Source organism: Microbacterium sp. (assembly GCF_047602155.1).
Taxonomy (GTDB): Bacteria; Actinomycetota; Actinomycetes; order Actinomycetales; family Microbacteriaceae; genus Microbacterium.
The window spans coordinates 1,232,995-1,245,756 of the sequence record NZ_JASGHZ010000001.1; the positions used below are offsets into that span (position 1 = coordinate 1,232,995).

General features: G+C 70.7%; 9 protein-coding genes. All 9 read right to left on the reverse strand.

The features are described 5' to 3' along the window. Position 1 precedes the first annotated feature (1 nt). The 9 genes from QM720_RS05880 to QM720_RS05920 all read right to left on the reverse strand — a co-directional run bounded on the left by QM720_RS05880 (position 2) and on the right by QM720_RS05920 (position 12,646). Entirely contained in the window at positions 2–700 is a 699-nt protein-coding gene (locus QM720_RS05880; RefSeq protein ID WP_415125210.1) for a hypothetical protein, read from the reverse strand. Continuing rightward, complete coding sequence (locus QM720_RS05885) at positions 697–1,602, reverse strand: ABC transporter ATP-binding protein (RefSeq protein ID WP_415125211.1); 906 nt, start codon at positions 1,600–1,602, stop codon at positions 697–699. Before QM720_RS05885 ends, QM720_RS05880 begins: the two co-directional genes overlap by 4 nt. Further along, positions 1,599–1,991 carry a GntR family transcriptional regulator gene (locus tag QM720_RS05890; protein ID WP_415125212.1) on the reverse strand — a complete coding sequence of 131 codons (393 nt, stop codon included), beginning with the start codon at positions 1,989–1,991 and terminating at the stop codon, positions 1,599–1,601. Before QM720_RS05890 ends, QM720_RS05885 begins: the two co-directional genes overlap by 4 nt. 284 nt (positions 1,992–2,275) lie before the next feature. After that, the gene (locus QM720_RS05895) at positions 2,276–5,278 is read right to left on the reverse strand and encodes an alpha-mannosidase (RefSeq protein WP_415125213.1); all 3,003 of its coding nucleotides are present in this window, start codon (positions 5,276–5,278) and stop codon (positions 2,276–2,278) included. Between the two features lie 72 nt (positions 5,279–5,350). Next, positions 5,351–6,238: a carbohydrate ABC transporter permease gene (locus QM720_RS05900; RefSeq protein ID WP_415125214.1), complete on the reverse strand. Its 888-nt coding sequence runs from the start codon at positions 6,236–6,238 to the stop codon at positions 5,351–5,353. Further along, a complete protein-coding gene (locus QM720_RS05905) occupies positions 6,235–7,167 on the reverse strand; it encodes a carbohydrate ABC transporter permease (protein ID WP_415125215.1) in 933 nt (310 codons plus the stop codon). The genes QM720_RS05900 and QM720_RS05905 overlap by 4 nt, the downstream gene beginning before the upstream one ends. Before the next feature lie 5 nt (positions 7,168–7,172). Then, positions 7,173–8,537, reverse strand: a complete 1,365-nt coding sequence (locus QM720_RS05910; protein WP_415125216.1) for an extracellular solute-binding protein — start codon at positions 8,535–8,537, stop codon at positions 7,173–7,175. Between the two features lie 114 nt (positions 8,538–8,651). Then, complete coding sequence (locus QM720_RS05915) at positions 8,652–9,869, reverse strand: ROK family transcriptional regulator (RefSeq protein ID WP_415125217.1); 1,218 nt, start codon at positions 9,867–9,869, stop codon at positions 8,652–8,654. Between the two features lie 248 nt (positions 9,870–10,117). Next, positions 10,118–12,646, reverse strand: a complete 2,529-nt coding sequence (locus QM720_RS05920; RefSeq protein ID WP_415125218.1) for a tetratricopeptide repeat protein — start codon at positions 12,644–12,646, stop codon at positions 10,118–10,120. Positions 12,647–12,762 lie beyond the last annotated feature (116 nt).

A 12,762-nucleotide genomic window follows, 5' to 3' on the forward strand; every position in this document is an offset into this window, starting at 1 on the left:
GTTACGGGACGGCGCGGCGCAGCGTCAGGTACGAGGCTGCGGCGATCACGACCGTCAGCGCGAGGCCCCAGAGGGCGAGGCCGAGCGCGCCCTGCGTCAGGATCCACTCGATGGCGGAGACCCACGCCGCCGACCACGCCACGACCCACAGCACCGCCACGAGGAGCACCGCGAGCCCGAGGAACGTGAGCGTCAGGCCCAGCGGGCCGAATCGCTTGTACACCGTTGCGAAGCCGAACCCGGTGGTGAACAGCAGCATCGCGGCCGAGAAGTAGGTGAAGCCGGCCGCGAGCGGCCCGGACACCCAGATCCAGTCGAGGTAGAAGATGTAGCCGTTCAGGCCCCAGCCGTGCGTCGCCTGCTCGATGAGACCGCCGAGAATGAACAGGATCGCGAGAAGCGCCGACGCGCCGACCGCGGTCAGCATCGTCCCGAGGAAGAACTCGCGCCGCGTGACGCTCATCGCCTGCGAGAACGGGAACGTGTAGCTCAGCGCGCCGATGCCCAGCGCGACGAAGTACCACAGGGGGGCCGAGGCGGCGCCGCCGGCCTTGACCACGTCGTCGATGCCGGCTGCCGCGAGGATGGCGTAGACGGCGATGCTGAGTGCGACCGCGCCGCCGAGGATGATCAGCGGGATCCAGATGAACGTCTGGCGGTTGATCAGCTGCATGCGGACGACGTTGAGCGTACGGCTCATCGGAGTGCTCCTTCGGTCGACGGCGCCGGGTCGTCGGCGCGCTGGGTCAGACGGACGATCAACTGCTGCAGCGACACCGGTGCGACGTCGAGGCCGGCCTCGGCCAGGCGTCGGTGATCGTCGCGGGTAAGCGCGCCGATCACGGTGACCGACGCCACGCGGCCGAGCGTCTCGCGATGCACGACCTCGCGACCCGCGACGAACGCGTCGACGGCCGCCGCGTCGCCGACGATGGTCGCCGCGCGTCCGCGGACGGCGTCGGTCTCCTCGTCCATGATGATGTGGCCCTGGTCGATCACGATCACGCGCTCGATGAGGTTCGCGACCTCGTCGATCAGGTGGCTCGACAGGATGACCGTGCGCGGGTGCTCGGCGTAGTCGGCCAGCAGCCGATCGTAGAAGATCTGGCGGGCGACGGCATCCAGCCCGAGGTAGGGCTCGTCGAAGAAGGTGATCTCGGCGCGCGCGGCGAGGCCGATGACGACCCCGACCGCCGACAGCTGCCCGCGGGAGAGCTTCTTGATGCGCGTGCGCAGCGGCAGCCGGAAGTCGGCCACGAGGCGGTCGGCCAGTTCCTGGTTCCAGTTCGGGAAGAACAGGCGCGCCATCTTCAGCGCGTGCCGTGCCGTGGCGTCGTCGGGGTAGCGCTGGCTCTCGCGCACGAAGCACATGCGGCCGAGCACGTGGGCGTTCTCGTACGGGTGCTCGCCGAAGACGCGGACGTCGCCGCTCGTGGCGAAGTTCTGCGCCGTGAGGATCGACATGAGGGTGGTCTTGCCGGCGCCGTTGCGGCCGAGCAGCCCGTAGATCGTGTCCTTCTCGATCGTGAAGCTGACGTCGTCCACCGCGAGGGTGTCGCGGTAGCGCTTGGTGAGGTGGTCGACCTCGACGATGGTGGTCATCGCTGGGTTCCTTCCGTGGCGATGTCGATGGACGCCGCGGCCCGCTCCGCGAGCAGCCGGCTCACGTCGTCGGGGCCGAGGCCCAGCGTTCGCGCCTCGGCCAGCAGCGGGTCGAGGTAGCGGTCGGCGAACGCCGCGCGGCGTTCGGTGAGCAGCAGTTCGCGGGCGCCGTCGGCGACGAACATGCCGATGCCGCGGCGCTTGTACAGCACGCCCTTGTCGGTGAGCATCGCGATCCCTTTCGCCGCGGTGGCCGGATTGATGCGGTGGAAGGCGGCGAGCTCGTTCGTCGACGGTGCCTGTGCCTGCTCGGCGAGGCTGCCGTCGACGATGGCGTCTTCGATGCTCTCGGCGATCTGCACGAAGAGCGGTCGGCCTTCTTCGATCACTCCGGCCCCCTGCTGGTTTGGTGGTTAGTTACTTGACTAGGTAACCACGTCACCAGCGGGACGTCAAGGGCGGCGTGCCAAACGCAGGGCGAAACGCGCTTTCGGCGCGTGCGCGGCCGTCTGGGGGCCGGTTCACCCTGCGTTTGGCACAGCCGTGGTCAGTGAGGGGGCCGCCGCCGCCGAGGCATGACCCCGCCGCACGCAAGAGACGGCACATCTCGCCGGAGATGTGCCGTCTCTTCGGGAAGCTACTGCTCTTCGGGAAGCTACTGCTCTTCGGGAAGCTACTGCGCGGCGCGGGGGATGCGCAGCGTGACGAGCTGGAACGGGCGCAGTGCAAGCGTGCCGTCGTCGGACAGGCTCGCGGCGGCCACGGGGCGCTCCAGCAGGTCGGTCTCGACCGGCGTGCCGTGCGTGAACCCGAACCGGATGCCCGTGCGCACGCGCTCGCCGAGCGCCTCGTACAGGCGCACGATGACGTCGCCGGAGCCGTCGCGGGCGAGCTTGACCGCCTCGACCACGACGCCCCCGTCGGTCACCATCACGAGGGGCTCGACCGCAGAGGTTCCGGCGTTGTCGATCACGCGCGGCGCGAGGTTCGTCCGGTAGCCCTCGACGACGGCATCCTGCACCTCGGCGCCGATCACGACGCCGACCTCGAGCCGGTATTCGCCTTCGTCGTGGCGCGGGTCGGGGAAGAGGGGGCTCCGCAGCAGCGACAGCCGCACGAGCGAGAACGTGCCGCCGCCCTGGCGCTCGTGGCGGGTGATGTCGTGCCCGTACGTCGAGTCGTTCGTGACCGCGACCCCGAAGCCGGGCTCACCGACGCGCACCCAGCGGTGCGCGGCCGTCTCGAACCGCGCCGCGTCCCACGACGTGTTCGTGTGCGTGGGGCGCTCGATGTGTCCGAACTGGATCTCGGACGCGGCCCGGTCGGTGTGCACGTCGACGGGGAAGCCGAGCTTCAGCAGCTTCTGCGTCTCGTGCCAGTCGATCTGGAACGACAGCGAGAGGACGCGGGAGCCGGATGCCAGGCGCACCCGCTCTACGATCCGCGACGTGCCGAACGTGCGCTCGATCACGACGTCGTCGCCCTCGACGCGCACCATCGATGCGGCGAGCTCGTCGCTGTGGCGGCGGTAGGTGTCGTCGATGTCCCAGGCATCCCACTGCGTCGGAGTGTCACGGTGCAGGTGCACGACGCCGCCCCGCTCACCCGGGGGGACGCTCTCGCGCCCGGTGGCGAGATCGACGAGCGACGCGAACGTGCCGTCGGCACCGATCACGGCTCGAACGATCCCGTTGTCGAGGACGAACCCGTCGCCGCTCGGCGACGGCGCCGCGAACCCGGCCGATGAGGCACGGCCGATCGACAGCGCAGCCACCTCGTCGCGCTCGTGCGGCGCCGCGTTGGCGAGCACGGTCTCGGTGCCCGTGCCGACGAGGGCGCGCAGCGCGGTGCCGATGATCTGCTCCGCGCTCTCGCGGATCGCCGCGTACCCGCGCTCGGCGTCCTGGTGGACCCACGCGATCGAGGTGCCCGGGAGGATGTCGTGGAACTGCTGCAGCAGCAGGTGACGCCACAGGCGCTGCAGCTCGGCGGCGGGGTACTCGGCCCCCGCGCGGACGCTCGCGGTGGCCGCCCACAGCTCCGCCTCGCGCAGCAGGTGCTCGCTGCGGCGGTTGCCCTGCTTGGTGCGCAGCTGGCTCGTGTACGTGCCGCGGTGGAACTCGAGGTACAGCTCGCCGCTCCACACCTCGGGGTTCGGGTACTCGGCCTCGGCCGTCTCGAAGAAGGTGCGCGGTGTCGAGTGCCGCACCGACGGCGAGCCCTCCAGCGAACCGGTGCGTGCGACCGCCGCCGTCATCTCGCGCGTCGGACCGCCGCCGCCGTCGCCGTAGCCGTAGGGGAGCAGCGAGACGCGTGCGCGCCCCTTGTCGGAGAAGTTCCGCTGCGCGTGCGCGAGGTCGGCGCCCGACACGTCGGAGTTGTACTTGTCGACGGGCGGGAAGTGCGTGAAAATGCGGCTGCCGTCGATGCCCTCCCAGTGGAAGGTGTGGTGCGGGATGCGGTTGGTCTCGTTCCACGAGATCTTCTGCGTCAGGAACCAGCGCGCGCCCGCGGCGCGCATGATCTGCGGGAGAGCCGCGGTGTACCCGAACGAGTCGGGCAGCCAGACCTCGGGGGTGTCGATGCCGAACTCCTCGAGGAAGAAGCTCTTGCCCTCGAGGAACTGGCGGGCCATCGCCTCGCCGCCGACCATGTTCGTGTCGGATTCGACCCACATGCCGCCGACGGGGACGAAACGGCCCTCGCGGACGCGCTCGACGAGCCGGCCCCAGATCTCCGGGTAGCGCTCCTTGATCCAGGCGAACTGCTGCGCCGACGAGCTCGCGAACACGAAGTCGGGGTCCTCGTCCATGAGCGCGAGCACGTTGGAGAACGTGCGGGCGACCTTGCGGGCCGTCTCGCGCACCGGCCATAGCCACGCCGAGTCGATGTGCGCGTGCCCGACGGCGTGCAGCACGTGCGCGCTCGCGTGCGCGGGGCTCGCGAGCAGCGGCGCGAGCACGGCGCGACCGGCATCCGCCGTCCCCGCCACGTCGTGCGGATCGACGGCGTCCACCATCCGGTCCAGCCCCTCGACGAGCTCCGCGCGGCGCGGCGACGAGGCGTCGAGCTCGGCGACGAGCTGGCGCAGGACGATCACGTCGTCCACGAGCGCGCTCACGGTCAGATCCCGCAGACCCAGCTCGAGCGTGCGTAGGCGGTAGATCGGCTCGCTGCCGGCGGTCGTCGGGTCGCCCAGGTGCGTGGGGTCGAAGCTGAACAGGCTGCCGACGTCGGGGTTGGATGCCGCCTCGACCAGGACGTCCACGGCGCCGTCGACGACGGCGCCGGCGACCGTCGTGTTGAACGGTGACACGCCCTTGATGACGGATCCGTCGCGGCGCCAGACCAGCGCCTCCGCCTGGAAGCCGCTCTGCCCCGCGGTGAACCCGAGATCGACGACCAGTTCCGCGCGCGTGCCCGGCTGGTCGAGCCACGCGGCGGGCACGGCTCCGTGCACGGCGAACCAGGTCGTTCCCCAGGGCCGACCCCACACGTCGCCGACGGCGAACGGCGTGAAGGGCGCGACCGAGGCCTCCTCGAACGGCACCGGCTCCCCGGGCGCCTCCCACGCCGAGACCGTGAGCGGCGCGGAGGCCCGGTGGACGGCGGGCAGCAGTCGCTCCCGGAGGAAGCGGTCGACCCGCATTTCGATGAGGGGGGTGCGGTCGTGCACGTGCGGTGGGTCCTTACGTCGAGGGTCGGCCGGGCAGGCCCGGTGGAGAAGCGGGAGGCGGGGGCGGGGGTGTCAGCCCTTGACGCCGCCGGCCATGGCGAACGAGTTGCCCGTCATGCGCTGCATGACGAGGTAGAGAACGAGAATCGGCGCGGAGTAGAGCATCGCGAACGCCGCGAGCTGCCCGTAGGCTACCGCGCCGTGGTTTCCGAAGAACGTGAAGATCGCGACGGCGGCCGGCATCTTCTCCGAGCTGAACAGCAGGATGAAGGGGACGAAGAAGTTCCCCCACGCCTGAGTGAACACGAAGATGAACACGACGCCGAGGCCGGGGCGCATGAGCGGCAGGACGATCTGCCACAGCGCGCGCATCGCCGATGCCCCGTCGACCCACGCCGACTCCTCGAGAGAGACCGGCACCGAGTCCATGAAGTTCTTCAGCATCCAGATCGCCATCGGAAGCGACGTGGCGGCGAGGAAGAGGATCACTCCCACGAGCGAGTCGAGCAGCTTGAACTGCACGAACATCGCGTACACCGGCACCATCAGCGCGGTGATCGGAAGGCAGGAGCCGAACAGCACGCCGTACAGGAAGCCGCGGTTGAAGCGCATGTTGAAGCGCGACAGCGGATAGGCGGCGAGCACGCCGACCACGACCGTCAGCGAGGCCGTCCCGAAGGAGATCAGGGTCGAGTTCCACAGTGGAAGGAGCGTCTGATCGAACGTGAAGACCGCGGCGAAGTTGTCGAGCGTCAGCGATCCCGGCACGGAGACCGACACGAGCGCCTTCGGGTCGACCGACGAGAACACGATCCAGGCGATCGGGATGAGGAACGAGAGGCCGATCACCACGAGCGAGATGTTCGCGAACCACCGCGCCCCTTGTCGTGTGGGTGCGGCGACCGATCGCGGGGTGCGGCGTCGGGCCGGTGCGGCCAAGGTTGCGGGGGCGACGGTCATGACTCCACCTCGGGCTTGAGGATCTTGATGTAGAGGATCGCGAACACGGCGCCGAGCACGATCGTGACGGCCGCGATCGCGGTGCCGTAGCCGACCTGCGCGAACTTGAACGCCTCCTGGTAGGCGAGCACGGGCAGCGTCGAGCTGCGCGTGCCGGGGCCGCCCGCGGTCATCACCCAGATGAGGCCGAAGGTTCCGATCGTCTGCAGCGTCGTCAGCATCAGGTTGGTGGTGATCGAGCGGCGGATCATCGGGATGGTCACGAGGAAGAAGCGCTGCACCGTGGTGGTGCCGTCGATCTGCGCGGCTTCTTGCACCGCGGGGTCGACTTCCGCGAGGGCGGCGTTGTAGACGAGCATCGAGAAGGCCGTCCCGCGCCAGATGTTCGCGAGGATGACGGTGAGCATCGGGTAGTCGATGAGCCAGCTGACCGAGCCGAGCCCGATGCCGTTCAGCATCGCGTTGAGGGTGCCGTCGGAGGAGAAGTAGGCGTAGAGGGCGAAAGCGGCGACGACCTCGGGCATGACCCACGCGACGACGACGAGGGTGCTCACGGTCACGGACAGTGCCTTCGTCGCCGTGCGGATGAGGACCGCCAGGGCGAGCCCGAGGACGTTCTGGCCGATGATCGCCGAGAACAACACGAAGACGAGGGTGAGGACGACGGAGTTCCAGAAGTCCTTGTCGCCGAAGAGGGCGATGTAGTTGTCGAGGCCGATGAACTCGGGCTTCGCGGCGCGATAGCCCGACAGCGCCTGGTTCGTCAACGATCCCCAGAGGGCGAAGATGATCGGCCCGACCAGGAAGATGACGAGGAGGATGAGCGCCGGGATCAGCGGGGTCGACTTCGACAGGGTGCGGAGGGTGCCCCGCCCGCTCCGGGCACCCGAAGGAGCGCGGAGCGGGCGAGGCGTGGTCACGGTGGCCATCCGGCTCAGTCGCCAGCCTCGACGTGTGACGCGCCGACGATCTTGGTCAGGGCGTCGTCGTAGGTCTGCGCCGCCTCTTCCGCTGTCGCGTCGCCCGTGATGACGGACTCCGCGGCCTGCTGCAGCGCACTGGAGATCTGCGAGTAGTCCGGCGTCGCGGGACGGAAGTGCGTGTACTGCACGAGGTCCGAGAAGAACGAGAACGTGGGGTTGTAGTCCAGGTACTCGTCCGTGGTCGCGACGTCGTCGCGCACGGCGATCTGGCTGTTCTCGGTGTCGTACTTGAGCGAGTTCTCCTGGTTCAGGGCCATCGCGATGAAGTCGAAGGAGGTCTTCGGGTAGTCCGTCTGCGAACCGACCGCGAGCGTCCAGCCGCCCGACATCGACGTGTAGCCCGGATCCTCGCCATTCTGGGTGGGCATCTTGGCCAGACCGATGGTGCTCTCCCAGTCGGCCCACGCGTTGTCGCCTTCGATCCAGCCGCCGGGCAGCCACGAGCCGTCGATCGCCATCGCGAGCTTGCCCTCTGGGATCAGCTCGGTGGAGACGCGGCTGCCGATCGTCGAATCGAGCGCGAGGTCGAGCGGCGTCCCCAGGTCGTTCTCGTAGAGCGTCTGGTAGAAGCCGAGCGAGTCGGTCATGCCGGTCGAGCCGGTGACCCACTTCTGCGAGTCGGTGTCGTACAGCGTCGACTTCGTGCCGTAGAGGAGCATCTCCAGACCCTGCATGGATGCCTGCTCGCTGGCTGATTTGCTGCCGTAGATGTTCAGCGGTATGAGGTCGGCGTCGTAGGCGTGGATCGCCTCAGCGGCCTCGATGATGTCATCCCAGCTCTCCGGCTGCCAGTCGGTCGGCAGGCCGGCCGCGGCGAAGATGTTCTTGTTGTAGTAGATGGCGCGGGTGTCCGTGCCCATCGAGACGCCGTACGTCTGGCCGTCGTCACCGAGACCGGCCTCCTTGGCGGCGTCGTAGAACTGGCTCCAGTCGTCCCAGTCGGCGAGGTAGTCGTCGATCGGCAGCAGGTAGCCGGCGGCGGCATCCGAACGGATCTGGAACGTGTCCTCGTAGATGACGTCGGGGGCCGTGTCGGCCGAGCCGTTCATGAGGGCGAGCTTGGTGAAGTACTCGTCCTCGGACTCGATCGGCTGCAGGTTGACCGTGACGCCGGGGTTGGCGGCCTCGAACTCGGGCTTGACCTTCTGGAAGAGGTCATCGAGCTGGTGGAACGCGGAGGTCATCTGGTAGACCACCGTGATCGTGCGGTCGCCGGTCTCGTCTGCGCTGGGGGTGGAATCGCTCGAGGCGCATCCGCTGAGGATGGCGCCGACGGTGGCGATCGCCGCGATGGTGCCGAGCCTGCTGTGTTGCATTCCTGCTCCTTTGCTAGGGGGGTTCGAGCACTCTCGTGTGCCGGACTCGTGGGTTAATCTATCAAATGGATTAAAGATGTCAAGCAGTTCCTCCTGGATCTGAGGGAGCGGGGACTACTCCGTGATCAGCAGCGCCGTCGGCCGCGCCGTGAAGGCGCGATCCAACAGGAGGCACGCCGCGCCCACCGCCGCGGCATCCGTGCCCCCGCGTGAATCGCGCAGGCGCAGCGGCCCCGTCGTGCGCACCGCCGTGTCGCGGGCGAGCGCCGCACGGAGCGGATCGCGCAGCACGGGAGCGAGTCGCACCCAAACGGGGCCGCCGATCACCGCCATGTCGACGTCGAGCAGGTTGTTGATCTGCACGAGGCCGCGGGCCAGACGGCGCGCGGCCTGTTCGAGCGCCGCGACCGCGCGCGGCTCGCCGTCTTCGGCGAGGCCGCGCAGGCGGTCGAGCGCAGGCCGCGGGTCTGCAGAGCCCGGGCGATCCGCCCCCTCCAGGAGGCCCGCTTCGCGCAGGAGCTCGTCGGGTTCGAGCGAGGTGCCGAGGCATCCCCGCGCACCGCACTCGCACCGAGGGCCGTCCGCATCGACACCGAGGTGCGCGATGTCGCCCGCGTTCCCCGTCCGCCCCCGCACGGGAAGCCCGGACTGCGTGAGGCCCGCACCGATGCCCGCGCCGTAGTAGAAGAACAGCGTGTCACCGGGCTCGTCACCGTACGCCAGCCACTGCTCGCCGACGACGGCGGCCGTCACGTCCTTCTCCAGCACCGTCGGCATCCCGGTCTCGTCGAGCAGCCGGGCGGTGAGGTCGACGCCATGCCACGCGGGGAGCAGCGGCGGATCGAGGAGCCGTCCCGATGCGGTGTCGACCGGTCCCGGCGCCGCGACGCCGATGCCGAGGATCCGATCCGTGTCGATGCCGGCGCGGTCCACGATCGCCCGCACGGCTCCCGCCATCGCCGCCACGAGCCGCGTGGCATCCTGTGTCTGCCCGGGGGGATGCTCCGCCTGCGCGATCACCCTTCCCGACATGTCCACGATCATGATCGTGTCGACGCTGGGGTCCAGGTGGACCCCGATCGCATAGCGCGAGCGAGGATCGAGGGCGAGGAGCGTGCGCGGCTTGCCCGGCCCCGAGATGACCTTGCCGGCCTCGAGGATCAGCCCCTCATTCGTCAGGCGGCGCGTGACGTTGCTGAGCGTCTGCGGGGACAGCCCCGTGCGCTCCGCGAGCTCGACGCGGCTGAGCCCCTCCGGTGACCGGCGGATCAGGTCGAGAACCAGCGTCTGGTTGTAACTGCCGACGGCGGGCAGATTGGATCCCCGGCGCACTGGTGCTCCTTCCCTTCCGTCACACGGTATCGCCTTCCCGGCCCGGTCGTTTCCTTGTCGGGAGAGGGCCACCGCTTGTGGGCGACCTGGGCTCCGCGGGTGTCGCGGCTCCGTCCACCGCGACCGACAGCGGCTGCCGCGCCGGGGTGACGGGGCGACGGCGCGTGCCAAACGCAGGGCGAAACGCGCTTTCTGCGCGTGCGCGGCCGTCTGCGGGCCGGTTCACCCTGCGTTTGGCACAGCCGTGGTCAGTGAGGGGGGCGCCGTAGCTGCTCGGCGCGGGTGCGCTCGGGCGACGAGCCCTCGGGCAGCGCCCCGAGCGCCGCCTCGGCGTGGACGGCGGCGGCTGCGGCGTCGCCGGCGTCGGCCGCGAGCTCGGCCAGCCCCAGCAGCCCGCGCCCGCGCTCGTGGGCGCTGTCGGTGGCGAGCGCGAGCCCCGCCTCGAGCGCGCGTGCGGCGGCCGCGGCGTCGCCGGCCTCGCGCAGCGCGAGCCCCAGGTTGATGTGGATGGCCATCCTGAGCACCGGATCGGACATCTCCTCGCTGACCTCCAGCGCGCGGCGATGGTGGGCGATGGCGTCGGCGGCGTGCCCCTGCGCCGACAGCGCGAGCCCGAGGTTCGTCAGCGCGTACGCGTGCGTCTCGCCCCGGGAGTCGGCGGTCAGCTCCACCGCGCGCGCGGCCGACTCGACCGCGCCGTCGATGTCGCCGGCGGCGAGCTGGTCGTCGCTCAGATTGCTCAGCGCGCTCGCCGCGTTGCGCGCGTGCCCCTGGGCGACGGCGAGCTCGTAGGCTTCGCGATGCCGGACGATCGACCCCTCGATATCGCCGAGCTGGCGCATCACGATCGCGATGTTGTCCAGGCTCGGCCCCACGTACTCGGGGATGCCGCGCGTCTGCGCGATCTCCAGGACGCTCTCGAAGTGCCGCAGGCCCGTCTCGAGGTCGCCCGCGTGCACGGCGGCGACGGCCAGCGCGTTCGTCGCCGAGGCGCTCAGCCGCGGCAGCGGCAGCTGCGCCGCGAGCGCGGCGGCGCGTTCCAGCTCGGCGACGGCGCCCTCGTGCCGCAGCCGCATGCGTAGCTGGGCGACAGCGTGCGCGGCGATGGCGATGTCGATCGGATCGCCGAGCACCTGCGCCAGCTCCTGCGACCGCGACTGCAGTCGCAGCGCCAGCGGCAGCAGCCCCTGCACGTCGAGATGACGGCTGAGCGCCTGCGCGGTGCGCACCGTGACCTCGGGCCGCCGGTCTTCCAGCGCCTCGGCGAGCAGCATCAGCGAGACGCGCTCCGCCGCCAGCCACCGCTCGCCGTCGAGCGGGTCGAAGGATGCCGTCGGCGCCGGGGTGTGCGGATAGCTCGCCGCATGACCCGGATGGATCGCCTCCGCGGCGCCGCGAGCCCGCTCGAGGTAGGCGTCGGCGAGGCGGTCGAGCGCGGCGTCCCGCACCCCCTGCGGATCGTCGTCCCACGACGCGGCCGCCCCGTACGCACGGACGAGGGCGTGCAGCCCGATGCGCCGCCACCGCGGGCCGGCCACGGAGCCTTCGTGCCGCTCGGCGCAGTGACTGGCCGCCAGTTCGCGGAAGATCTCGGCGGCCGCCGCGTCGTCGACGTCCAGGAGCGCGCCGAGCAGTTCTTCCGGGATGCCGTCGCACGGCAGCACGGCCAGCAGCCGCAGCGCCCGCAGCGCCTCGGGCCGCAGCATCCCCGCCGTCAGCGCGATGGAGTCGCTCACCGGGTCGTCCAGGCGCAGGCTGTCGAGGCGGGCGCGCTGCGCGTCGCGGTGCTCGGCCAGGGTCCAGTGCGTGCGAGCGTGGATGCGTGCCGCGGTGAGGGCGGCCGCCAGCGGCAGCCCGCCCGCCAGCGTGACGAGGTCGGCCGCGGCCTCGGGCTCGGCATCGACCCGCGCGGCGCCGACGATGGCGCGGAGGTAATCGAGCCCCTCCTGCGGCGACCACGGGGCGAGTTCGACGAGCTGCACCGCAGGCGGCGTGTCCAGCAGCGACCGGCTGACGAGCACGAGCGGGGTGGCGACGACCCGCTCGGCCAGCGCGGCCACCTGCTCCCACGCCGCGATGTCGTCGACGACCAGCCCGGTGTTCTGCCGCGAGAGCAGGTCGGCGACATGTTCCGCGCGCTCGGAGAGCTCGGCGTCGGGATCGGCCTCCGACCCCAGCGCGACGGCGACGGCATCGAGCATCGCCGTCGCCGACGACTGCCAGGCCGACGTGTCGCTCGCCCGCAGGTCGACCGAGACGACGCCGGCGATGCGGCCGGCATCCACCAGCTCGCGCAGCGCCCGGGTCGCGACCTGCGTCTTGCCCGAACCCGGCATGCCGGTGATGAGCACCGGCCCGATGGCGCGGCGCACCGCCGCGACCTCGCCGCCGCGCCCCGTGAACGCCGCCGCCACCGTGAGGTCGTCGCGGCGGGCCGGCACGACGCCCGCGGCGTCGCGGCGCAGCACCGCCGCGCAGCTCTCGCGCCAGTGCCCGACCTCGGCCTCGTCGCCGCCGAGCGCCCGCACGATGTCGAGCACGAGCTCGACATCGACGCGGCGCCGTCCGGAGCGGAAGCAGTCGTAGACCGTGATGCGTCCGGGAGAGCGTTCGCTCGCCCGGACGCCACGGGCGGCGCGCACATCGCTCACGCGGCGGGCGAGCTCGCTGAACGACGGCGATCCGGCGTGCACGCGCCGGTCGCGCAGCAGCGCCGTCAGGTCGTCGAGGGTGGCCGCCGCTCGGACGGCGTCGTGCGACCAGATCACGGCATCCATCGGCACCTCCCTCGCGCTGCCGCGATCCTATCGTTCGGGATCATTCGGGTTCCGCGCAAACGGGGGTGCGCGGCGGATGCGGCCGCGATTGTGGAGGGGATCCGCATGGCCCGCTC

Excerpts from the sequence above, each read along its gene's own strand:
- QM720_RS05910 (WP_415125216.1), bottom strand. The coding sequence starts at position 8,537 with ATGCAACACAGCAGGCTCGGCACCATCGCGGCGATCGCCACCGTCGGC.
- QM720_RS05880 (WP_415125210.1), bottom strand. The coding sequence starts at position 700 with ATGAGCCGTACGCTCAACGTCGTCCGCATGCAGCTGATCAACCGCCAG.
- QM720_RS05885 (WP_415125211.1), bottom strand. The coding sequence starts at position 1,602 with ATGACCACCATCGTCGAGGTCGACCACCTCACCAAGCGCTACCGCGAC.
- QM720_RS05900 (WP_415125214.1), bottom strand. The coding sequence starts at position 6,238 with ATGACCGTCGCCCCCGCAACCTTGGCCGCACCGGCCCGACGCCGCACC.
- QM720_RS05920 (WP_415125218.1), bottom strand. The coding sequence starts at position 12,646 with ATGGATGCCGTGATCTGGTCGCACGACGCCGTCCGAGCGGCGGCCACC.
- QM720_RS05905 (WP_415125215.1), bottom strand. The coding sequence starts at position 7,167 with ATGGCCACCGTGACCACGCCTCGCCCGCTCCGCGCTCCTTCGGGTGCC.